Origin of the sequence: Pseudoalteromonas sp. 120-MNA-CIBAN-0494 (assembly GCF_040308885.1) — a bacterium.
GTDB classification, from domain to species: Bacteria; Pseudomonadota; Gammaproteobacteria; order Enterobacterales; family Alteromonadaceae; genus Pseudoalteromonas; species Pseudoalteromonas nigrifaciens.
Window position 1 is genome coordinate 1 of sequence record NZ_JBEOOE010000027.1, and the last position, 24,873, is coordinate 24,873.

Genomic DNA, 24,873 nt, shown 5'->3' on the forward strand with positions numbered 1-24,873 from the left:
CATGTTCATCGCCTAATCCTTAAACTCTTTTTAGAGTAAATAATGATAGGCAGTTACACAAAATTAGTTACATCCTCTATCAGGGCTAAGTATCATGTCAAAATGTCCAGGCATTTGATCTGTCAGGATACCAAAGCCGGTTAAAACGCCTTGACCATCAGCAACAGCATCTAACGCTAAATAACTAAGTAACAGCCCACCAAAAACTAAGAGCACGACTTGTAAAATATCAGTAAAGGCAACCGCTTTTAAACCACCATAAAGAGAGTAGGCAACAGAGAACACTGCTAAAAATATCATACCGAACATCCAGTCAACTCCCGCAACTGTTTCTATGGCCATACCACCTAGCCATAAAACGGCAGTTAAGTTAACAAAGGTATAAACTGCCAACCAAAAAATTGACATCGTTGTTTTCACTTTACTGTCAAAACGTTGCTCAAGATATTGCGGCATGGTAAAAATTTTATTCTCTAAAAAAATAGGTAACATATATTTACCGACTAACACTAAAGTAATCGCTGCCATCCACTCATAAGACGCAATAGCTAAACCAATCGCATAACCAGAGCCTGACATTCCAATAATTTGTTCAGCGGAAATATTTGCTGCAATTAAAGAGGCACCAATAGCCCACCAAGGGAGTGCCTTACTGGCTAGAAAGTAGTCTTCTGTATTTGTCCCTTCTTGTTTTTCATTTCGGGAAATCCACCAAGCAAGGCATAACAAGCCTATAACGTAAACAATAAAAATTATGCTATCGAGCGTCCCCAATTTTGTCGTAAAACCCATCATTTATTCGCCTTTTATTTTTTAGTTTTAATTCTCTGTTTTAATTATTTTTTGTTTTGTAACGTTCTGAGTATGCGACTACCTGAATGCACCTTGAGTTGCAGTGCATTGGTAAATACTCGGTTTTATACCAAATATTTTCTCGTAATTGCTATTTACTGCATTCTTTACTTGAATCAACATAGATGAAGGTACCAAAGCAACTACACAGCCACCAAAGCCGCCACCTGTCATGCGAACTCCACCATTAATTCCTAAAACTCCATCTATAATTTCAACTAGGCCATCCATTTCTTTGGTAGTTACTTCAAAGTCATCTCGCAAAGATGCATGAGATTCTTTCATTGCGATACTAATCGCTGCCATGTCATTACTTTTTAGAGCATCTAATGTCGCAACAGCACGACTATTTTCAGTGATCACATGACGGGCACGCTTAAGTAATAACGGGTCTATTTGCTCTTGTACTGAGTTCAATTGTTCTAAAGAAACGTCTCGTAGAGTAGAAACATCAAAATATTTAGCGACTTGCTCGCACTGCTGACGCCTTAAATTATATTCACTATCAACCAAACCACGTTTAACATTTGAATTAACAATAAACAGCGTTAAATCATCAGGAATGAGTGCCTCTTCAAAGGACAAATATTTGCAGTCTAACAACATGGCGTGATTTTGCAGCCCCATTGCTGAGATTAGCTGATCCATAATGCCACAATTGCAACCAACAAAATCATTCTCAGCTTGCTGCCCCATTAACGCCGCACTAATGCCATCTAAATCTAATTGATACAATTGAGAAAATGCTTTGAGAATAGCTATTTCAAAGCTAGCAGAAGAGCTTAAACCAGCGCCTTGAGGTACATTACCTACAACAACTAAGTTTGCTCCATTAATATATGGATACTTCCGCATTAATGCTTGTAGCGTACCTTTAATATAATTACTCCACATTACCTGCTTATCAAACACTATATTATTGAGAGAAAATATATTCTTTTGTGAATCACAGTCATATGCATAAACTTCAACTTCCTTATCCTGCCTTGCTGAAACGGCAATTGTAGTGCCATAATTGATAGCCGCAGGGAGCACAAACCCATCATTATAATCGGTATGATCACCAATAATATTTACTCGACCGGGCGCATGGCAAACGAACTCTGCTGGACTTTGAAATTGTTGATAAAATAAGCCTTTTACTAGCGTTTTTTGAGTCATTTACTTCTCCTTATAATGAAAATCTGATAAATCACGTAACCTTTGCGTAGCTTGCTCTGCAGTTAAATCTCGCTGGGCTTCAGCCATCATTTCATAGCCCACCATAAATTTACGGATCGTGGCAGAGCGTAATAAGGGAGGGAAAAAACTGGCATGCAAAGTCCACTCATCATGTTGCATTCCATCAAAAGGAGCGCCATGCCAGCCCATTGAGTAAGGAAAAGAGCATTTGAATAAATTGTCATATTTGATTGTTATTTGTTTAAGAATAGCCGCAAGAGATTGTTTTCGTTGTTCATTCCATTCTGCAAGACGACTTACTGTAAACCTTAGAAGTAATAATGTTTCAAAAGGCCAAGCAGCCCAATATGGCACGACAACCAACCAATCATCGTTTATAACCACAATGCGCTCTTTATTTTCAATTTCTCTGACAGCATAATCTTGCAATAAATTACTGTTATATAAGTTGAAGTAAGCCTGTTGCGCTTTTTGTTTTTTCACAACTAAAGTAGGTAGTTGCTGTTGTGCCCAAATTTGGCCATGAGGGTGTGGGTTAGAACACCCCATCACACTGCCTTTATTTTCAAAAATTTGCACTGATGTATAAGTTCGCCTTAATTCATCACACTGCTTTTGCCAAGTATCAACAACATTATAAAGTTCATTTACTGAAAGCTCAGGTAAGCTTTTACTGTGATCAGGGGAGAAACAAATTACCCGAGCTTCACCTTGCTCCGTTGCCATTAAAAATAGTGGATCATCACACTTTACAACGGGAGTATTTTGCTTAATTGCAGAAAAATCATTCGTAAAAACATAAGTTTGTTTATATTCATCGTTTACTTCACCATTAATTCGTGAGTTTCCGGAACATAAAAAACAACTTTTATCATGGGCGGGAGTTTGATGCTCATCAAGCCTTTCTACTTGCCCCTGCCAAGGTCGCTTTGCTCGGTGAGTTGAAACTAATACCCACTCATCAGCTAATGGGTTATATCTTCGATGCGGATGCTCAGTCGGATCAAATTTGATAGTCATAATATTTAAAAAGTATTAATTATTGTAAAGATTAAACCAAGGGTAATCGTTTACCCCAAACTGAGCAAGCACTAATTTTAAACAAGTGGTTTATTGTTATTTAACATCTTTTCAATGTATATTAACCAAACTTAATCAGATTATATAATGAAAGCAATTACCTAATGGCAACAATAAAAGACGTAGCCCGTATCGCAGGAGTTTCTGTGGCATCCGTATCTCGTGTATTAAATAACGGCCCAAAAGTCAGTAAAAAAACCATTGAAAATGTGCTTAAGGCAATGAAAGACTTGAACTATACACCTAATGCGAATGCTCGAGCCTTAGTCACTCAGAGAAGCACTACAATAGGTGTAGTGATTCCAGACCTTGTTGATCCCTTTTTTGCCTCTTTAGCAAATGGTGTAGAGCAAGTTGCACGACAAAACAATATGCAATTGCTTTTAAGTACGGGATTAGTCTCAGCCGAGTCTGAAATGCAGGCCATCAACTTACTAATAGAAAGACGATGCGATGTAATGGTGGTACATAGTAAAAAATTATCTGATGAGGCATTGATTGCATTAGCAAAAAAAACATCAGGTTTAGTGCTGATCGATCGCTATATTGAAGAAATAGCAGAACGTTGTGTTTGGCTAGATAATCTCGAAGGTGGAAAGATTGCAGCTCGTCATTTATTGTCATTGAATCATAAAAGCTTTGCCTGCATCTCAAGTAAACATCAAATAGATGATCCGCTACTCAGATTACAAGGATTTCAACATGAACTAAAGTTAGTAGGAGCAGATGTTGACCTTATTGAGTACGGCCCTCCCACACTTCAAGGAGGAGAAATTGCCACTCAAAAGCTACTCGCTTCAGGAAAGAGTTTTTCTGCACTATTTGTTTATAACGATGCAATGGCAATCGGTGCTATTTCTACATTAGAAGATAATGGATTCAAAGTACCGTATGACATCTCAGTACTCGGTTTTGATGACGTGTTACTCTCTAGGTATTCAAGGCCAAAGTTGAGTACACTCAACTACCCAATTGGAAAAATGGCAATACAAGCAACTAATATAGCGCTTGAACTATCAACTAATAACACAATAATTGATGACCGAAAAAATTATAAACATATTCCCAGGATTATAAAGCGAGAATCAACTAGTTTTAAATCAGGTTAATCAGAAGATTAAATAAGCTAATCAACTTGCGGCTATTTATATAGGTTTAACTAATGGGCTAAAAAACTACTCAAGCTTCTAGGCAGAAACCAAAAAGGTAACTCGTGTTTGGTATTTATGCGTCGCTATAAGCTATTTATGGCAATAACATATTGCTCAGCACTGCTTTATTTAAAAGCTCAAGCCACTGCTGCAAATTAAACCCTAGATTCAAATTGTAAGTGCATAACTTGTTTTGGCTAGATTAAGTGGTCAGTTGCTCATAAGCTAACTGCTTTTTCTCCGGCAAGAGATTTTACAATGAGACATTACAAACAGCTGACCTATGCCCAAAGATGCCAGATCGCCGTTCTAAAGAAAAGCGGTTTTACGCAACAAAGTAGCAGAGCTAACTAATTTATCGCAATCTACGATTTCAAGAGAGCTTTCTAGAAATACAGGTAAGCGAGGTTACAGACACAAACAAGCTCATGAGCGGGCTTTGTTTCGCCGAAGAAGTGTAAGAAAACCGCTTAAGTGACACCTGAAATGATAGCTTTAATTACCCAGAAGCTTAATGAGAAGTGGAGTCCTGAAAAAATAACGGGATGGTTACGCAAAGAAAGTGAACTGTCTGTCAGCCATGAATGCATTTATCTGTATATCTGGGAAGATAAAAAAGCAGGTGGTGAGTTATACCTACACCTGCGCCGACACGGTAAGAAATATCACAAGCGCAGTCATGGTAAAACAAACCGAGGGCAAATAAAAAATCGCGTTAGCATTGAAGAACGGGTTACCCAATTCACTGTATCAACTCAGGTGGCAGGAAAAACAGCACAAGCCGTCACTGCGGCGACAATAGAACTATTAAGGCCATATAGTCAGCGCTTCATACCATCACGGCTGACAATGGAAAAGAGTTCGCTTATCACGAGCAAATCACAGACGCTTTAAGTGTTCCTGTTTATTTTGCTCACCCTTATCACTCATGGGAGCGCGGATTGAATGAAAACACGAATGGATTACTACGTCAGTATTGGCCGAAGAGCACCGATTTTAAGGCGGTAACACCAGCGCAAGTTATACCAGTACTTGAGCAACTTAATAATCGTCCGAGGAAGACACTTGGATTTGAAACGCCTGCAAAATTGATGCAGGATCACTTGGCGGCTAAAGCCCCCTAAACGTTATGCACTTCAGGTTTGAATCCGCGAGCTAAAGAAAACCTGTGACTCCATGAAATGCTGTGGCACCAAGTTCATAAAATGCCCCCTTTAACTTTGTAAATTTTTCTGTGTATGATCTCACCGGCTCAATTGGTAAATACGATTGATCACCAGAAATAATATACTCTGCAGCGGCTCTACCAAAGACGCTCCCTGGGCTAATACCTCTTCCGCTGTAACCAAAAAGGTTTATTGCATTTGGCCCAAATTCAACTATGTGAGGTAAATGGTCATTTGTGCATGCAATACGACCATGCCACGCATGCTCGAAGCCCACATCACCTAAGTAAGGATAAAGCTTTTTTAGCCTATGCTGGGCCCAATTATAATGGATATACCTTGATGGTAAATCAAGTGATCCAACAGCTCCGAGTATCAGCCTGCCAGCTTGGTCACGACGTATTGAAGACATTATCATAGCAGTGTCCCAACATCCTTGCTGCTCAGGTAAAATTCTTTTTAGTAACGCCTCATCTAGAGGTCTAGTTGCCGCTTGAAAGTAATGCACTGGGGTGTAAGTTGGAGCCGCACTTATATTTGTTTGCTGATGGTAAGCATTAGTTGCTAATATGACAGCTTCAGTTTTAATGTTGTACGCAGATGTTCTGATTTCCCAAGATGCATTTTTTCGCTCGATTGCAGTTACTGGAGTTCTTTGATGAATAGATGCTCCGGCTTGTATAGCGGCACAAGCTAACCCTCGTAAGTAAGCAAGCGGTTGAATTGTACCTGCTTCTCTTAAATGTAGAGCACCATGATATATTGATGTGCCTAACTTATCTTCAGTATTTGATCTTGAAAGCAAATCAACTTTAATACCTCTATTTCGGTATTGTCTTAATCTCTCCTCCAAGTTAGCTAGGCCAGCCTTTGAGTGAGCGCAATGCAGGGTGCCAGTTTGAGTTAATTCACACTCTATGTTGTAATTTGCTATATTAGAAAAAACTAATTCTGGGCCGCGAAAGAGCATCTCGTTAAGTTTAATTCCAGCCGTTTGCCCTAACAATTTTTCTACTTTATCGGGTTCCATCCAAAGCCCTGGATTAACTAACCCTACGTTCCTCCCTGAACCGCCGTAACCGATATCTTGTGACTCTAAAAGAATAACTTTTTTACCTTGCTCTGCAAGCCTTAATGCACAAGATACACCGGTATAACCACCACCTACAACGACAGCATCAACAGATTTATCCTTATTGAGTTGATTGGTTTTCAATAAGCTTTTTGAAGTAAGATGCCACAAATTACTGCTAATCGATTCAATAGCCATATCATTATTCCACTCAATCAACATTGCTTAAAAAATTAAAAGTTACTTTGCACTTTATAGTACGGACATTATTTGTATTAAGGGTTTAGAGTACTTAATCCACCAAATAAATGTCTCTTTTATTAGGTGTATTCAAGGATACTATTTATAGCTTATGGCACTAATTATTTTAACGACGAAAGTAAACTATACTATCAGTCGTTTCGGCACTGACAGAATAAATAACTAGTCATTAGTGCCGTTTTGGCTGAATTAAGTAGTATGGCTTTCTTGCTCCTCAATTTGCTTATTAACGATCGCTAAGGTTGCCCGTTGTGTGATCATGGCAGCATCAAAAGCAGCTTGAGGTTTTTTATTTTTAATGTATTCAAAAATATCACAGTGCGCCTGATATTCTTCTACCGTAACCGCAATCATACGGTTAGTAAAACGCAAGTTCACTTTTAATGCGGTAGTAATAAAGTTCTTTAATTGGATAAAGAAAGGATTATTACTTGCAGACAATACACTATGGTGAAAATCAATATCAGCTTCATGGGTGTCATCCATACCATTTGTAGCATCTTTCATCCGCACTAAAGAGCTCTCTATCGCTGTTAGATCAGCCTCAGTGGCATATAACGCAGCTAAATATGCAGCTTCTGCCTCAAGGGCTAATCGCAACTGTAAAAAATACCTTAGTAAGTATAAGTCGGGCTTACCTAATAACACCCATTCCAAAACATCAACATCAAACAAGTTCCAATGCTTTGACTCAACAACAGTAATACCTTGTCTGGGTCTAGAACTAATTAACCCTTTGGCTGTTAACATTTTTACTGCTTCGCGAGTAGCGGTGCGACTAATATTAAATTGTGTACATAAGTCAGCTTCAGAAGGGAGTCGATCACCTACTTTATAACTACCATTTAAGATCTTTTTACCCAACTCATGAACAACTTGCTGAGTTAGATTACGATGTGATGATTCCATGTACTATTTTACTCTAGGTTATTTTGCATTATATCTGCCAATCTTTATTTGTATGATAAATGAGTTTATATAAATACACTAGCTTAATTTAAAACTGTATATATCGTCTCTTTTTAAAGAAGATTGAGCACGATGATGCGATTTAGCACTAACTTTAGGGTTTTTTCAATCTAAAATGCAGCGATGTAATCAATGAAAATAATCTTATATTCGTTGGTTATGGTTATTCATCTCACTGGAGTACCCACTTAAATCATTTAATATAGAAAGTACTTGCTTAAATAAACTTTATTTGTATTATAAATAGTATTGTTAAATTTAATTAAGATATTTGTTTCATGATAAAGTCACTTAGCCCCATTGCGTTAACCTTGCTGTTACTTGTTAACAGCAACGCTAATAGCCAACCCCGTGAACCTTGGGAAAATAATGAAGTATTTGCCATTAATAAAGAAGCGCCACGTGCCTCATTTTTTCCATTTCAATCTCGAGACGCTGCACTAATCAATAATAAAGAACAAAACAATAATTTTTTATTGCTTAATGGTTTGTGGAAATTTGACTGGCAACGCTCACCAAAGAACAAACCAGAAAACTTTCAGGCTGATAATTTTGATGATAGCAACTGGCAGCAAATCCCGGTACCGGGCAATTGGGAAACTAAAGGATTTGGTTACCCAATTTATTTAGATGAGCGCTTTCCTTTTACCACCACGTGGCCTGATGCACCAAAAGACTACAACCCAATTGGCTCTTATCGTAAGCCCTTCACTCTGCCAAGCTCATGGAAAAACAAACAAGTATTTATTCATGTTGGTGCGGCAAAATCGTCTTTAGATGTCTGGTTAAACGGCAACAAAGTCGGTTTTAGTCAAGGCGCCAAAACCCCTGCAGAATTTGACATTACCTCTTACCTTAATGAAGGGGATAATTTATTAGCTTTTCAAATTAGACGTTGGACCGATGCCAGCTATCTAGAAAGCCAAGATATGCTACGTATTTCTGGCATTGAACGCGATGTTTATCTTTACGCTACCCCTAAGCAGCGTATTTTTGATTTTCACGCTAAACCCACTCTAGATAAGACCTTTAGCCAAGGAAAGCTTGCTCTTGATGTTACTTTAAAGAACTTTGCTGATAGAAAATCACGACAAAACCTCCAAGTACAGCTCCTAGATCCACGTAATAATATGAAGGTATTAGTGGATAAAGAAGTTAAAGTAAACGTCGCCGCTAACGGTAGCACAGAAGTATCGCTTGAAAGTATGTTAAGTCAACCGGCGTTATGGTCAGCTGAAACACCTAATTTATATACCCTTTTGATCAGCTTAAAAGACCGTAAAGGCAACACCATTGAGACCGTACGCAATGATATTGGCTTTAGACATTTAGAAGTAGTGGACGGCAAACTCACCATTAACGGTAAAGCGATCACCATTCGCGGTGTTGACCGCCATGAAACGGATCCTCTCCACGGTCATGTTGTGACGAGAGCATCAATGGAACAAGATATTAAACTGATGAAAGAGTTTAATATTAACGCTGTACGTGCAAGCCATTACCCTAACGACCCTTATTGGTACGAGTTAACGGATAAATATGGTATGTATGTGATTGACGAAGCCAATATCGAATCGCACCCATTAGCGATTAATAAAGATACACAGTTAGGCAATGAAATGAGCTGGTTACCAGCCCATTTAGATCGCACACAACGTATGTTTGAGCGCGACAAAAATCACCCGTCAATCATCATTTGGTCATTAGGTAATGAAGCTGGTAAAGGCAAGATTTTTGAAACCACATATCAATGGCTTAAAGACAATGATAACAGCCGTTTAGTGCAATATGAGCCAGCTGGAGAAGAGTATTACACCGACGTATTCGCTCCAATGTACCCGTCAATCGAGCGTTTAGTAGAATATGCGGAATCTAAACCAAACCGTCCTGGCATTATGATTGAATATGCGCATGCTATGGGTAACTCAGTAGGTAACTTAGCCGACTATTGGCAAGCAATCGAAAAATACGACGTACTACAAGGCGGTTTTATTTGGGATTGGGTTGACCAGGCACTTGAGTACACCAATGAAAACGGCGTTAAGTACTGGGCATACGGCAAAGACTTTCACCCTGATTTGCCGAGCGATGGTAATTTCTTAAATAACGGCTTAATGTCAGCGGATCGTCAGCCTCATCCACACGCCTATGAAGTAAAGAAGGTTTACCAAGCGATTCGCTTTTCTGAAGCGAACAGCAGCAAAGGCGAGTTTATTGTAGAAAACCGCTATGACTTCATCGAGTTAGCCATGTTTGATTTACAGTGGCGTATTGAAACAGACGGTGAAGTTGTTGCACACGGCCACCAAGCTCTTCCAAATGTATTACCTAGTCAGAAAGCGCAGATCAAGCTAGCATTGCCGTCATTACCACAAGTTGATAGCAAAGAATACTTCATTACCCTCAGCGCTGTAGTTCGTCAGCCATACGGTTTGCTAGCAAGCGGACATGAACTGGCATTTGAACAATTTAAATTACCGGTACAGTTAGTGGCTAATCAAGCGCCAAAAACGTCAGCCGCTATGGTAATTAAGCAAGATAATAAAAACGTTTTAAGCTTTAGTAATAACAGCAGCACTGCCACTTTTGATAAAAACACCGGTTGGTTAAGCCAATATAGCTATAACAACAGTGACTTACTTAAATCATCGTTACGCGCAAACTTCTGGCGTGCACCCACTGATAACGATTTAGGTAATGGCATGCAAAATTGGGCGGCGCTATGGCAAACCGCCAGTGATAAATTAGTGTTATCTTCACTGAAAAAACACAAAACAGCACAAGGTTATCAAGTTACTAGCAAGTATAAAGTCGCTGACTTTATCGGTGATTATCAAGTGCAATATAACGTTCACAATAATGGTCAAATTCATGTGCAAAGTCAGTTAAATATTGCCCCAGGGCAAGAGCTTCCAAACTTACCGCGTTTAGGTATGCAACTAACTATGCCAGGACAATTCCAACAATTATCTTGGTTTGGCCGTGGGCCACATGAAAGCTATGCGGATAGAAAAACATCAGCACCAATTTCATTATATAAAAGATTAGTTAAGGACCAAATACATCACTATGTTCGTCCACAAGAAAATGGCAATAAAACCGATGTTCGTTGGATGGCGTTAAAAGCTGACCATGGATTAGGACTTTTAGTCGTTGGCGATCAAGTACTCAACACCAGTGCATGGCCTTATAAACAAAGTGATATCGACTTTATTGCTGGTAAAGACGGTGAAGAATCAGCCTCAGGGTTAGTACCGGTAACCAGTAAGCATGGCGCAGAAGTACCGATGCGCGATTTAGTTACCGTCAATATCGACCACAAACAAATGGGCGTAGGGGGTGATACGTCTTGGGGGCGCTTAGTACATGCACAATATACCATACCAGCACAAAGCTATCAGTACGGTTTTACCTTAGTGCCTTTTAGTGCTACCAAGGTAAACCCTGCGGCACTTGCTCGTACCGTTGGGTCAAATAGCAAGTAAGTAACCACCTACTCAAGCCATCTCAAGATACAGCCCTAATTGGGCTAGCATTTTGAAGTGGCGAGAGTATGCAACAATACCTAGCTATAAGCTTTGAAGAGGCAACAATGAGTACAGAGCAAACACCGTCGTTTTCTGACATTGCAATTAATCAATTATTAACTCAGCAATACCAATTGTCTGGGCAATTGAAAAGCCTAATGGGCTATTGTGATCAAAACTTATTATTAACGACCGAAAGTAACGCGCAATATATTGTTAAAATTGCTAACTCAGCAGAGCCAAAACTCGAGCTAGACATGCAAAATGCGGCTATGGCACATTTAACTGCCGAGCAATGTGCTGTGCCTCATGCTTTGAGTAATATAAATGGCGAAACCATTACCCCTATCACTAATGCTGAACAACAAACGTTTTATTTACGGGTATTAACCTTTATCCCGGGCAAGTTCTATGCTGAAGCCGACAGCCTGACGCACAATGAGTCGCTTTGGTCTAATTTAGGCCAATTTGTTGCTAAGATTGATTTAGCGTTAGCGGGTTTTCAACATCCTGGTGCGTTTCGTTATTTAGATTGGGATTTAGCCCAGGGCTATCGTGTTAGTATGAGCAAAAAGCATCTTCTGCATGCTGACCAAGCGCCTTTGGTAGAGAAATTTCTTACTCTTTATCAAACGCAAACCATGCCTGTACTAGCGCAATTACCGCAAGGCGTAATTCATAATGATGCCAACGATTACAACTTGTTAGTGAATGATGTAACCGCGCCAACCAGAATAACCGGTTTGATCGATTTTGGTGATATGGTACACAGCCATATTGTTAATGAATTAGCCGTTGCCTGTGCGTATGCCCTAATGGGTGAAAAATCAACACAAGATGGCGTACTGAATGCCTTTAAAACCATAGTGGCTGGCTACCATCAGGTGCGACCATTATCTGACAGCGAACTCGAAGTCTTATATTCATTAGTCGCCTTGCGTTTATGTACTACAGTTTGTAATTCCGCCTTAGCTATTTCGCAGCAACCAGACAATAAGTACTTGTTAGTGTCGGTAAAACCGGCCTGGGCGCTACTTGAACAACTAAGCGCATTAAGTCCCTTCGCCGTGCTATGCCAATTACGTCAAGCATGTCAGCTACCTTTAGACAGCGGCAAAGCACCTGCTGATATTATCCGCTACCGTAAGCAACACTTAGGAAAAACCTTAAGTTTAAGCTACCAAGAACCATTAAAAATGGTGCGCGGCCAAGGCGCTTATTTATTTACTGAGCAAGGTGTGCCCTACTTAGATATGGTCAACAATGTTTGTCATGTTGGTCATTGCCATCCAAAAGTGGTCGCGGCAGGACAAGCACAACTAGCCAAACTAAATACCAACACCCGTTATTTACATGACAATATCGTTAACTACACAGATAAACTATTGGCAACCATGCCAGAAAAATTATCTGTTTGTATGTTAGTCAACTCTGGCAGTGAAGCGAATGAACTCGCATTTAGATTAGCGCGTTGTTTCACTAAATCAAAAGAGCTACTGGTGGTTGACGGCGCTTATCATGGTAATACCAATGCCTGTATCGAAGCTAGCCCTTATAAATTTGACGGCCCGGGCGGCGAAGGTGCACCACCTTATGTACATAAGGTTACCCTGCCCGATCCTTACCGAGGTGAATTTCAAGGCACAGGCAGCAAAACCGCTGAGCTATATGCCAATAGCGTAAAAGCAACCCTTGCCAAATTAGCACAGGCCGGTAAAAAACCTAGCGCTTTTATTTGTGAATCATTACAGGGCGTTGCTGGCCAAATTATTATGCCTGACGGTTATCTAGCTATGGTGTACGAACAAATACGTGCTGCTGGCGGCGTTTGTATTGCTGATGAAGTACAAGTCGGCTTTGGCCGAGTCGGTAGTCATATGTGGGCATTTGAAACACAAAATGTGGTGCCAGATATTGTCACCTTAGGTAAGCCAATTGGTAATGGTCACCCTATGGCCGCCGTGATCACCACACAAGAAATTGCCGACGCCTTTGTCACTGGTATGGAATACTTTAATACCTTTGGTGGCAACCCAGTGTCGTGTGCCATTGGTATGGCAGTACTTGATGTGATTGAGCAAGAGCAGTTACAGGCTCATGCCTTAACAACTGGCGCTTACTTTACAGAGCAATTGAGATTATTACAGCAACACTTTGAGCTTATTGGCGACGTACGCGGTTTAGGCTTATTTATTGGTGTTGAATTAGTCGAAGACCGCATTAGCAAGCAACCTGCCACCGACAAAACCTCATGGTTAGTTGAGTTCTTCAAACAGCATCACATTTTGCTCAGTACTGAGGGGCCTTTTTATAATATTTTGAAAATTAAACCGCCATTAGCATTTAATAAATGCGATGCGGATAAATTTATCAAGGTACTTAAACTAGGACTAATGGAACTATCAGCGTGACAGCGTCTACATTAAAACAAAAGGTGCATATGAAATTTTTAAATGAATTAGGCATTAATGCCATCAACTACGGCGCTTCAACCGGTATTAACTGGATGGAGACAAAAAGTAATGGTCAATTTGATATTTCATCTCCAGCAGATGGAGAAGCGATTGCTAGCGTCTACAAATGTTCAAGCGAAGACTATGAGCATGTGGTGAATACTGCTCAAGCCGCATTTAAAGTATGGCGCAAAGTACCGGCCCCTCACCGTGGTGAAATCGTCCGTCAAATTGGTAACAAGTTACGTGACTTTAAACAGCCATTGGGTGAGCTTGTAGCCTATGAGATGGGTAAATCATTACAAGAAGGCTTAGGTGAAGTACAAGAAATGATCGACATTTGTGACTTTGCCGTTGGCTTATCTCGTCAACTTGACGGCTCTACTTTACACTCAGAGCGCCCGTTGCATAGAATGTATGATCAATACCACCCGCTCGGTATTGTCGGGGTTGTTTCTGCGTTTAACTTTCCGGTTGCTGTATGGGCGTGGAATGCCATGATTTCTGCTATTTGTGGTAATGTCACGTTGTGGAAACCGTCAGAGAAAACGCCATTAACTGCCATCGCGTGTCAAAATATCTTAAACGAGGTCTTAACGGCAAACGAGCTACCTGAAGGGATATTCTCTTTAGTGATTGGTGACGGTAATGTACTCGGTGAAGGCATGCTACATGATAAGCGTATCCCATTAATGTCAGTCACGGGCTCAACCCGTGTCGGTCGTCATGCCGGTATCAGCGTTGCGGCAAGGTTTGGTAAGTCTATTCTAGAGTTAGGCGGTAATAACGCCATTATTTTAACGCCACAAGCGGATTTAAAACTAGCGATACCCGGTACTGTGTTTGGCGCGGTAGGTACAGCAGGCCAACGCTGTACCAGCACGCGACGCGTTATTATTCATGAAAGCATTTATCAACAGGTAAAGGATATTTTAGTCAAAGCGTATACCGGACTTAAAATTGGTAACCCGCTAGATGAAAGTAATCATGTTGGTCCATTAATTGATCAACAAGCCGTTGCTATGTTTAGTGATGCTTTAGTCAAGGTACAAGAGCAAGGCGGTAAGTTATTGTGCGGCGGTGACGTATTATCAGGCCCTGGTTATGAGTCTGGTTGTTATGTAAAACCTGCCATTGTTGAAGCGGAAAATCATTACGACATGGTACAAAATGAAACCTTCGCGCCGATCTTATACTTAATAAAGTACTCAGGTGATGTGCATGATGCTCTTGCTTTACAAAATGATGTTGTGCAAGGACTCTCTTCAGCAATCTTCACAGAGAACTTGCGAGAAGCAGAAAACTTCTTATCTCATTGGGGTTCAGATTGTGGTATTGCTAACGTCAATATTGGTACCTCAGGTGCGGAAATTGGCGGTGCCTTTGGTGGTGAGAAAGAAACCGGCGGCGGACGTGAGTCTGGCTCAGATGCTTGGAAGGCGTATATGCGCCGTCAAACCAATACCATCAACTACTCGACTGAATTGCCATTAGCACAAGGTATTAAATTCGATATTTAATGCGCTAACTATGTTCAATATATTAAAGCCACGTCATCACGTGGCTTTTTTGCCTTACCCTACAGGTCGTTAGTGAGTTGTTAGCTGTCGCCTGAACTAATACGTCTTAGGCAAGCCTATCGCGCCATTGACAACGCATTTAGCCTCGATAACAGCGATGCTACGCTTTTAAATGAAGACCGCGGTTCGCGTCTCAGGCGGGCTTACCAGCAACATCGGCGATATAACTTGAATCATTAGCGTTAATATCGCAGCAGATAACATGACTAAGTTTAAGTTATTTACTCTTTACTGTGCTTGGCTCTTACTGGCCAATAAGCGATTTTTAATATCTATTAAGGTACTAACATGGCTTACTGACGCCATAGCCGCACTGAGTAAAGCGGTATAACCTTGTTGCTGAAATTGCGTTTGCACCTCACTCGGTACCTTCTCTAACATCTCTTTATTTATGGTATATAGGCCGGTCAATTGCTGTGCTTGACCATTATTATATTTAATATCTAACGATACCGACTCAAGCAAATTATACGCTAGCAACTCGTTGATAAAGGCACTGTTAAGTACAAATCCTTGAGTAAGCTCAGACAATATAACGCTTTGTTGTTGTAAATAGGGGCTCGCCTTGCCGTTGTTAAATAACGCCTCACCTTGTTGCTCATTTACGCGCGCGTCATTGCTATCAATTGCTAAAATCGGCCGCTGAGTGTCAAGGTCTTGGCTTAAATAAAAAGGCGTGCTTTGCAGTTTTAGCGGTAAATAGCACTTTTCCCACAAGCCACTGTCATGGTAAATATTTTCATCCACCGCTAAGCCAAATAAGGCCACAGGTTGAAATTGACCAGTATCGCTGTCTTTCGCAAAAAAGATCGGGTAATACTGGGCAACCTCAGCAAACTCCTGCGCGACAATATGGCTCATGTGTACTTGTCCATGTTGTTCTAACGTGCCTGCTAGCGATACTTTTGTGTTGCTGTGGTGCTCGCTATTTACGGTTTCTAATTGATGCATAACTAACCTGCTGTAATTAAATTTTACTAAAGCCAAATTGATGAATTTTATCTATCAGTTCTCGATTACTTGGTAAAGCACTGACGTACTTCTCAGTTACCTGCTTATTTTCAGCAAACATCCGCTGCGCCATTTTTTCTTCCGCTTCACTAGCAGGGCGTTCGTTGGGCGTAAAGTTAAAGTCCATACCATAAAGCACATATTGATAACTTGCCGCTGAGAACACCTCACGTTTATAGTGAAAGTCATATTCTGACGGCGAGCGATGCTGCCATAAGGTCATTAATGACTTTAAGCTGTCAGGAATCGTGGCGGGATCACGGTTATCACGCCAAAATGCCGAGTCTTCGCGCTTACTAGCAATATAATGTAATTTAAGGAAATCAATGATGTGCTCCCAGTTATAGTTAAAGCGCTCATTAAAGCTTTTTGCCACTATATCCATGCATTCGCGATTTGCTGGCATTTGTTCAGCAATCGTGGCAACAGCCAGTTCGATCATCACCAACGCTGACGCTTCTAGCGGCTCTAAAAAACCGGCCGAAATACCTACCGCCACACAATTATTAACCCAGAATTTTTCTCGAATACCTGGGTTGATATCAATTTTCCGCAAAGCGATACTTTCGCTTTTATCACCAATAGAGTCCTTTAAATAACACCGTAGCGCTTTTTCAGCCTCGGCTTGCGTGGTATGCCGGCTGGAATAAACATGACCAACACCGCGGCGCGACGGTAACCCTATATCCCATATCCACCCTGCCTCTTGTGCGGTCGAAATCGTGTGTGAGGCAATGGCATCAGCACCTTTTTCATAAGGCACTTGCACTGCTAGTGCGGAATCGATAAATAAAATATCTTTTTTACTGATAAACGGCACTTGATAGTGTTCACCAATCAACAAAGCGGAAAAGCCGGTACAATCAACAAACAAGTCGCCCGCAATATCACCATGATGCTTTGTGCTTAAACTGGCAATATCACCAGAGTCTATGCTGTTGATCTGACATACATGATCTTGAATATAATCAACACCCAGCGTGTTTATACAATGCGCTTTTAAAAACTCGGCAAATTTACCAGCATTTAAATGATAAGCATAATTAGCCACGGCGGCATATTCAGGTGAGGTGATTAATTTCGGCGCTAAGCCCTTTTCACACAGTTGTTCTTGAAAACACACCGCCTCTGAAAATGACATACCCTGCTTATCTTTTTGCCAATATTTAAACAAATCAATATCAAAGTAACCCTGTGGTAACACTAACGGGTGGTAATAAAAGTCATCGTCGGTGCCCGTTACCCATTTGGCAAACTTTGCCCCTTGTTTAAAGCTAACATCACATTCGCGAATAAAGTCGGTTTCAGAAATACCCATTTTTTGTAACGTGGTACGCATAGTCGGCCAAGTACCCTCACCAACACCAATACTTTTAACATCAGGTGACTCAATTAACGTCACTTTTAGCCCCTGTCCTGATTGTGTATTGTGCATCGCGGCAATACTGCCCGCGGCTATCCAGCCAGCGCTGCCACCGCCAACAATTACCACATGTTTTAATTTTTTAGCCATAATTTACTCTTATTATTATATTGCTGATTAGCTTTACTTTATTGCTGTTGGGCTTAATTTAACGCCTTTATCGAGTGTTTTTACCACTAAGGCTTTTACTTTAAAGCCGGTAATAGCGAAAACGATACCAACAATGGGTGATAGCCAATTAAAGAAACAAAAGACCGCATATTCTAAGGGGTTGATCAATAATACCGACTGCATATAAGCACCGCAGGTATTCCACGGGATAAGCGGCGCAGTGACCGTGCCGCCATCTTCTAACGCTCGCGATAAATTTTCCGGCGCTAATTGGCGACGCTTATATTCTTCTTTAAACATTCTACCCGGCATTACAATTGCGATATATTGATCGGCGGCTATACAGTTAGTGCCAAAAGCCGTCACTATCGTAGTAGAAATTAACGAGGCAACGCTGTTAGTCACGCTCATTAAGCTTTCTACCACACGCCTTAACAAACCCACCTTTTCCATTATTGAACCGAACGTCATCGCCGAGATTATTAGCCAAATAGTATTTAGCATTGACCCCATACCACCGCCACTTAATAAACTATCAATCGCCTTATTGCCTGTGTCTAGTTCAACGCCAGAGAACATCACTTGCCATACCACCATGGTATTAGCTTCGAGTGTTGATAAACCATCATTGGCGTAAGACAGAATAAGATCTTGCTGAAATAACACCGCCCATACGGCACCAGCAATTGCACCAATACCAATGGCCGGAAACGCTGGCATTTTTTTCACTGCTAAAAATAAAGTAATAAACAAAGGTAGCAGTAAATACCAAGCAATAAAAAATTCATTTTCTAGGCTGACTAATAGCTGTTCTATTTGGCCATTAGGTACCTGTTCTTTGCTATTTAAACCAAAACAAAAGAATATGATGAGGGTAACAGCAAAGCTGGGCACTGTACTCCACATCATGTTTTTAATATGAACAAATAGTTCTGTTCCAGCAATGGCTGAGGCCAGATTAGTAGTGTCTGACAATGGTGAAAGTTTATCGCCAAAATAAGCGCCACTGATAATAGCACCCGCCGTCATCGGGCCGGAGGCATCAATACCCGAAGAAACTCCCATTAATGCCACACCTATCGTTGCCGCTACCGTCCAACTACTGCCAATACATAACGCAACCAACGCACAAACAACACAGCAACTGACATAAAAGTATTGCGGCTCGAGAATTTGTAAACCAAAATAAATCATTGTTGGTACGGTACCAGCTAATAACCAAGTACCAATAAGTGAGCCGACCGCTAATAAAATTAAGATGGCCCCTAACGTTAAACTAATACCTTTGGTAATACCGATTTCAATTTCATCGCGATTGTAGCCATTTTTTAAACCAATAAGACACGCGATGCCTGCGCATAACATCAATGCTATTTGGTTAGGTCCTGACGATGAATCATCGCCAAAAAAATACACTGCAAGAAAGAGTAAGAAAAGTAAAATGACTATGGGGAATAATGCGTCAAATAACGTCGGCTTTTGTTTTTTTTCTATCATGCTTATCCCTTTAATTTTTAGCGGCCAGACTAAAAGTACGTAAACATGTGTATTTCAGGGTAACTGGGCGCTGTTTTTTATTGTTAGTTGTTTTATGGAAAATCGACATAATTCTTAAACTATTTGCTCAGTCACTCCAGGGCTTTGTAGAAACATTGATTATTTAGTATCAATTAAAGAAAAGCATACTTAGCTTTAATCCATGTTTCTGGTAGATAACTATATATAAAAACGGCGATTGAAGGTCAAGCATTCAATCGCCGTTTTATTTTACTTTGTTAAATAATCATGGTGACCAATCGACTCTCCTAAAGTCGTTAACTTTGATAGCCATTGATCAATTTGTTTGACATTTTCTGGCGCCGCACTTACCCCTGTTGATATTTGGTGATTAAGTACAGACTCTATTGCCAAACTAACTGGGTATGACACTAGTCGAGCCATGGCAGGTCCTTGCTCGTTACCTTGACTATCTAGCTGATAACTTTGATGCCAAACCACTTTGCCTTCACGTCGAACTTCTAACTCTACGCACATGACTACGCGATCCGCTTCACCTTCATCATAGCCATATTTTTGCTCAAGCTCTTGACTAATTTCCTGCAAGCGTTGCTCGCCCTCGCTCCCTGAGAGCGTAGCTATCTCGTCAAATAGTGGCTGCCATGCTGTTGACCAACCATTTAATCGTAATGTCCCACGGACGAATTCCTGAACATCCCAATCATCTTTAAAATTATATTGTTTGATAAAGGGTATTGAGTCCCTATTAGGATAGGCTTGGAATGTTTCATGATGATCAAATAATTGCGCTTGATATTCACTTAACGCTTCCCAAGGGGCATTAGAAGTTTTCACTTGGCCGTCTTCTTGCCATTGTGCTTTTGAACGTAACGCCTTTAAAACCCCTAATGGTGACCAGCTAAATTTATATTTAAAGTCATTGGCCTCTTTCGGAAATCCGCCACAATAAGAGCGAAAATAATGCTGGTTTCCTGGTGAATATTGCTCACTAGTTTGGTAGCTATCAACCAACAAATGAGCAAATAAATGATCGATACCAGGATCTAAACCTACCTCATTGACAAAGCATAAATTGGCCGCTTTTACTTTGGCGTCTAACTCCGCCATTTCCGGTGCGATATAGCTACTAGAAACAAAGTGGGCTTGGTGTTGTAAACAAAATTCTGCCACAGTTAAGTGCATAGTCGCTGGTAACATTGACACGAGTACATCACCGGGTTTTACACTCGCAGTTAATGCATCCCAGTTTAACTGGCGGACATCAATCTCAACATCACTATTTCCCAGTACTTGCTGTGCTTTCGCTAAGCTACGATTCCACACAATAATAGGCGTTGTTTTTTTTGCTAATTCAATAATACCAGGTGCTGACGATAATCCAGCTCCTAGCCAATGTATAGTATGAGTCATATATTTCCTGTTTTAATTTCGGTTATTTTACGTTTAAATAAGTCTAATGCTGCAGGCCAAACCCCCTGAGATTTGTCAGTAAGCGTTAATAAATGTTTTACTAATTGCTCGCCGTAATCCTCGCTGCTTTCTTTAGGTAATAACGACGGCAGATGGTCGATAGCAATAAGGTCAAGCACATTAGTGTCATCAATGCGTAAACAAGGAGTTTCGAACGTTGTGCATTGTTTATAAATAGGTAATGGGTTGTAGCTCCCGTAGGGATCACAACTGACATCAACAATCACCGACAATTTCCTTGTTGGTTGATCCAGTAACTCTTTAGTGATAAATGGCGGTAAATCTCGATTAATCAGTACGCAGTTAACAAAAATATTAGCTTGAGTGATTTCGACAAACGGTCCGCCTTTTTTGGTTTCGGCTAAGTCCCATTCGATAATATCAAGTAATAGTGATTTAGCTAAATCCACTGCACCGCTACCACTGCGACCTTTAGCACCTATGACTAGCATTTTCGGTTTAGTATCGATTTGGCTTATCGCCTGTTTAAGGTCGCCAAGCAGTTGCTCTTTGTCTTGATAAGATGAAATATTAGCTAATGGTGGATTAACGTTTTGCTGTTGATTTGCCCAAGCCAATATGGATAAAGCAGCACCTGAAAAGCCTGCCCAGTAACCAAAAGCGGCAATTCTTCGTTGTTGCTCATCAACCAAATACTCCAAGTCGAATAACTCGCCCCCACCGTGCTTAAAGCGTAATAATAGCTCTTGCCAGCCTGCTTGCTCTTTATAAGCATGGGCAAAATAAATATGTTGGTGGATCAGCGGAAAATCATCCTCGGGTAGTTCTTTCAAACCTAAAATAATCGCGTCTTTCGGCGCATTAACCCAGCTGCCCTGCTCGACAATTTCGGCATGAACTTCTTGATACTGCTCTTGAGTAAAAATATTTTGAGGTGAGCATTCAACGGTCACTTTAAAGCCCGCCTCAATTAATTTTTTTGCACCTATTGGCGACAGTGCAGTACGTTGCTCATAAGGTTTAGTTTCGGCTCTCAGCCAAATATGTGCTTTTTTCATAATATTAGTGTTCAGTAATTGGATGAAAAAGAGACCTAGCTAGATTAATAAAACTAGCTAGTATCTTAATAAATCAACAAATCCCTTTGTTGCTTGGGGATCAGAATGAACCACGAACACCAATTGAGTAGCGAGGGCCAGTTTCAATGGTATATAAAGCATGATTACTATATAAACCACGTTTATTGGTCACTTCATTGGTCACGTTAATACCTTCAAAGAACACCGTAAACGATTCATTGATATCATAACTTCCACTAATATCAACTTGATAATAGTCTTCAACATAAATTGGCGCGCCGCCTGCCCAGTTAGAGGTTACTTGCATAAACTCAGAGCGGTTGTTGTAAGCTACGCGGAATTGAATGGCGTCTTTCTCATAAAATAACACCGCATTTTGCGAATCCCCTAAACCTGGCAATGGTAATGGGTTTTCCGCGGTGTCGGCACTTGATTCACTATCAACAAAGGTCATATTTGCCATCATACCTAAACCATCGAATGGCGCAGGTAAGTAGGTAAATCTATGCTGTAAAGCAAGTTCAACTCCGTCGATTTTAGTTGAGTTAAGGTTCATTGGACGGCTAACTTTTACTTCGAATTCACCGTTAGGAACCGTTACGCTTTCTTGTGATTGTCCTGCATCAATAAAGTTATCGATATCTTTGGTGTAATAAGAGATAGCAGCATAGCTTGCATCATCAAAATACCACTCAAGACTTAAATCGAAGTTATCTGATTCATAAGGTTTAAGGTTAGGGTTGCCACCAGAGGCTGATAAGCTGTCAATTTTGCCTTCACTATAAGTCGTCGCTGGAGACAGTTCAGTTAATGTTGGACGCGTTATGCTCTTTGACCAAGCCGTACGTACGATCACATTTTCAATAACTTCAATATTGGCATTTATGCTAGGTAAGACATTACTATAATCGCCATCTGCACTAATACGCGATAAATCATCAGACATTATAGGGACATACTTACCTAGTGCATCAGGCCCTGTAATATCAATTAATTCATTGCCATAACCTGATGATTTAGTATTTGTTTGTACATAACGAACACCAGCAACAACCTGCCATGGCAGATAATTAAATTCACCATCGAAGTAAGCATCAACATAGATTGCTTTTAGCTCTTCTTCAACTTCATATGAATCAGACAATACATTTTGTGCAGTATGACCACCATTGTTATCCATAGCTTGCTTCATGCGCTCAGCAGATTCAGGGTCAAGTTGTGTATAACCTTGATTACTTTCTAAAAATGCCATATATTCATAAGAATCGAAGCTTAACCACTGACTAACAGGGTTGCCGTCAACAGCAGATAAAAAGCCATCTGCGTCAAAGTCACTGAATAGGCTTGCAGGAAGTTGTACGACATATCCCCCCCAGCCATTACGTACAGTTTGATCAGTGTTCGTTGGCATAGTGGATAAAGTACGGTTTGAATATGAGGTACCAAAGTTAATTTTAGACAGCGAACCCGCATCGACAATCCATTCTGCCCCCAGTCGTGCTTCAGCTATTTCATCTTCAATATCATCACCAAAAATACTGGCCCAGTTTGCGCCCAAGATATCTTTACTTAAGTTTTCCGAGAAGCCTAAAACCGGTATTGCGCCACCTTGCGTATTATCAAAGGTATAGCTATTAAAAAAGCCAGCTACGGTATCTGTAGTACCATTACCTCCGTTAGACTTCGCATTAGAGTATGACACATCGGCAGCAATATTAATTTCATCGTTTAACTGCCAGTCCATATTTACACCAAGTGCTTTAGTCGTGGTTGGACGGTAAGATAAGCGGTTTAAGTAATCTGTTGCACTGTTATTACCTGTTGCAAGTCGAACAATGGTGCGATTTTCATCTAAAGTGGCATCAACGATATTGCCTGACTCGAACCAATGTGCAAGAACATCTTCGCGATAACTAACATCATATTTTGAATATAGCGCATCGGCGGTAAACAAAAGGTCATCACTAGGACGATACTGTAATACTAAGCTACCGCTGGTACGTTCTCGATTTTCAGTTTTTACGATTTGATCGTAGTTTTGTGGCATGAATACATCTTCGAGTGTCTCACCACTTGTTAATGAGTCTAATGTTTCTTCTACATAGCCAGCTGTTTGCGCAATATCACTACGACTGTCTTTATCGCTATAAGCAAGTGATGCTAAAAGACCAAACTTTCCATCATCAAAAGTATTACTAATCAAGCCCGAAAATGTCGGATTATTTGAGTCAGACAATTTGTCGTAAGTATTTTTTATGCTACCAATCGCTTTAAATTCACCAATATCTAATGGGCGATGAGTCGTTATATTAATCGTCGCACCGATACTACCATCTTGTAATTTTGCTGATTGTGTTTTGTGTACTTCTGCGCCACTAATTAGCTCTGAGGCAAGGGTATCAAAGCTAAATGCTCTGCCACCACTAACGGTCGACATAGTACGACCATTTACCAGCACAGCATTAAATTCAGGACCTAAACCACGAACACTCACTAATTGCCCTTCGCCACCATCTCGGTCAATCGCAACACCTGAGATTCGCTGTAAAGATTCAGCAACGTTCTGATCGGGAAACTTACCAATATCTTCCGCAATGATGGCATCAACAACACCACTAGATGATTTTTTGATATCCATCGACTTGACCATGCTGGCATGCATACCTGATACAGCAATAACTTCTATGTCTTTATTTGCACTATTATTCGTCTCTGATGCATTTACAGCGGCTGAAACACCTAAGTTCACCATAACTAGCATTGATAAATAATTAAATTTTGGTTTATTAATTCGCACGTAGACTCCCCTTTTGAGCAGTAATTAATCACTCACCCATTTGTTGACTTATTTATATTTTTCTGTTTTGCAAGGCTACACTTTAACCTAGCGATTACAGAATATAATCACAAACACATCAATTGCAACATTTATAATACAAATAATACTATATTAATTATCGCATAATAGTTTAGTCTTTGGCATAATTTGAAATTAAAGGAATTATTG

At 40.4% G+C, this 24,873-nt stretch carries 16 protein-coding genes and 1 pseudogene; 6 read left to right on the top strand and 11 right to left on the bottom strand.

The features are described from left to right. Positions 1–78 precede the first annotated feature (78 nt). The 3 genes and pseudogenes from AAEY55_RS14095 to AAEY55_RS14105 form a co-directional block, all read right to left on the bottom strand. A pseudogene (locus AAEY55_RS14095) lies at positions 79–792 on the bottom strand (sodium:solute symporter family transporter); the annotation flags it as partial. 78 nt (positions 793–870) lie between these two features. After that, on the bottom strand, positions 871–2,013 hold the full coding sequence (galK, locus tag AAEY55_RS14100) for a galactokinase (RefSeq protein ID WP_182683699.1): 1,143 nt from the start codon (positions 2,011–2,013) through the stop codon (positions 871–873). Continuing rightward, a complete protein-coding gene (locus AAEY55_RS14105; protein WP_182683700.1) occupies positions 2,014–3,054 on the bottom strand; it encodes a UDP-glucose--hexose-1-phosphate uridylyltransferase in 1,041 nt (346 codons plus the stop codon). Between the two features lie 164 nt (positions 3,055–3,218). Here AAEY55_RS14105 and AAEY55_RS14110 point away from each other — a divergent pair, with 164 nt between their 5' ends. The 3 genes from AAEY55_RS14110 (at position 3,219) to AAEY55_RS14120 (ending at position 5,389) form a co-directional block, all read left to right on the top strand. Further along, the gene (locus AAEY55_RS14110; protein WP_182683701.1) at positions 3,219–4,223 is read left to right on the top strand and encodes a LacI family DNA-binding transcriptional regulator; all 1,005 of its coding nucleotides are present in this window, start codon (positions 3,219–3,221) and stop codon (positions 4,221–4,223) included. Positions 4,224–4,739: 516 nt separating this feature from the next. Continuing rightward, positions 4,740–5,159: a hypothetical protein gene (locus AAEY55_RS14115; protein ID WP_259398048.1), complete on the top strand. Its 420-nt coding sequence runs from the start codon at positions 4,740–4,742 to the stop codon at positions 5,157–5,159. Then, complete coding sequence (locus tag AAEY55_RS14120) at positions 5,144–5,389, top strand: IS30 family transposase (RefSeq protein ID WP_310736334.1); 246 nt, start codon at positions 5,144–5,146, stop codon at positions 5,387–5,389. Before AAEY55_RS14115 ends, AAEY55_RS14120 begins: the two co-directional genes overlap by 16 nt. 31 nt (positions 5,390–5,420) lie before the next feature. Here the strand turns inward: AAEY55_RS14120 and AAEY55_RS14125 are convergent, their stop codons facing one another. Both AAEY55_RS14125 and AAEY55_RS14130 read right to left on the bottom strand, forming a co-directional pair. Continuing rightward, the gene (locus tag AAEY55_RS14125) at positions 5,421–6,701 is read right to left on the bottom strand and encodes an FAD-binding oxidoreductase (RefSeq protein ID WP_182683702.1); all 1,281 of its coding nucleotides are present in this window, start codon (positions 6,699–6,701) and stop codon (positions 5,421–5,423) included. 252 nt (positions 6,702–6,953) lie between these two features. Next, the gene (locus AAEY55_RS14130) at positions 6,954–7,673 is read right to left on the bottom strand and encodes a FadR/GntR family transcriptional regulator (RefSeq protein WP_182683703.1); all 720 of its coding nucleotides are present in this window, start codon (positions 7,671–7,673) and stop codon (positions 6,954–6,956) included. Between the two features lie 338 nt (positions 7,674–8,011). Between AAEY55_RS14130 and AAEY55_RS14135 the strand changes: the two genes are divergently transcribed. From AAEY55_RS14135 to AAEY55_RS14145, 3 genes are all read left to right on the top strand, one after another. Further along, a complete protein-coding gene (locus AAEY55_RS14135) occupies positions 8,012–11,218 on the top strand; it encodes a glycoside hydrolase family 2 TIM barrel-domain containing protein (RefSeq protein WP_350551826.1) in 3,207 nt (1,068 codons plus the stop codon). 68 nt (positions 11,219–11,286) lie between these two features. After that, on the top strand, positions 11,287–13,671 hold the full coding sequence (locus AAEY55_RS14140; RefSeq protein ID WP_350551829.1) for an aminotransferase class III-fold pyridoxal phosphate-dependent enzyme: 2,385 nt from the start codon (positions 11,287–11,289) through the stop codon (positions 13,669–13,671). Positions 13,672–13,700: 29 nt separating this feature from the next. Continuing rightward, positions 13,701–15,233 carry an aldehyde dehydrogenase family protein gene (locus AAEY55_RS14145; RefSeq protein ID WP_350551832.1) on the top strand — a complete coding sequence of 511 codons (1,533 nt, stop codon included), beginning with the start codon at positions 13,701–13,703 and terminating at the stop codon, positions 15,231–15,233. A gap of 288 nt (positions 15,234–15,521) precedes the next feature. On the opposite strand, the gene AAEY55_RS14150 is transcribed toward AAEY55_RS14145, so the two are convergent. The 6 genes from AAEY55_RS14150 to AAEY55_RS14175 form a co-directional block, all read right to left on the bottom strand. After that, entirely contained in the window at positions 15,522–16,244 is a 723-nt protein-coding gene (locus tag AAEY55_RS14150; protein WP_350551835.1) for a SapC family protein, read from the bottom strand. A gap of 16 nt (positions 16,245–16,260) precedes the next feature. Then, a complete protein-coding gene (locus AAEY55_RS14155; RefSeq protein ID WP_350551838.1) occupies positions 16,261–17,817 on the bottom strand; it encodes a tryptophan halogenase family protein in 1,557 nt (518 codons plus the stop codon). A 33-nt stretch (positions 17,818–17,850) separates the two neighbouring features. Next, positions 17,851–19,335, bottom strand: coding sequence for a Na+/H+ antiporter NhaC (gene nhaC / locus AAEY55_RS14160; RefSeq protein ID WP_182683708.1), 1,485 nt, complete (start codon positions 19,333–19,335; stop codon positions 17,851–17,853). A gap of 270 nt (positions 19,336–19,605) precedes the next feature. Then, on the bottom strand, positions 19,606–20,766 hold the full coding sequence (locus AAEY55_RS14165) for a saccharopine dehydrogenase family protein (protein WP_182683709.1): 1,161 nt from the start codon (positions 20,764–20,766) through the stop codon (positions 19,606–19,608). Then, positions 20,763–21,845 (bottom strand): saccharopine dehydrogenase, encoded by a 1,083-nt coding sequence (locus AAEY55_RS14170; protein WP_350551842.1) that lies wholly within the window; start codon positions 21,843–21,845, stop codon positions 20,763–20,765. Before AAEY55_RS14170 ends, AAEY55_RS14165 begins: the two co-directional genes overlap by 4 nt. A gap of 100 nt (positions 21,846–21,945) precedes the next feature. Next, entirely contained in the window at positions 21,946–24,663 is a 2,718-nt protein-coding gene (locus tag AAEY55_RS14175; protein WP_310736330.1) for a TonB-dependent receptor, read from the bottom strand. Positions 24,664–24,873 lie beyond the last annotated feature (210 nt).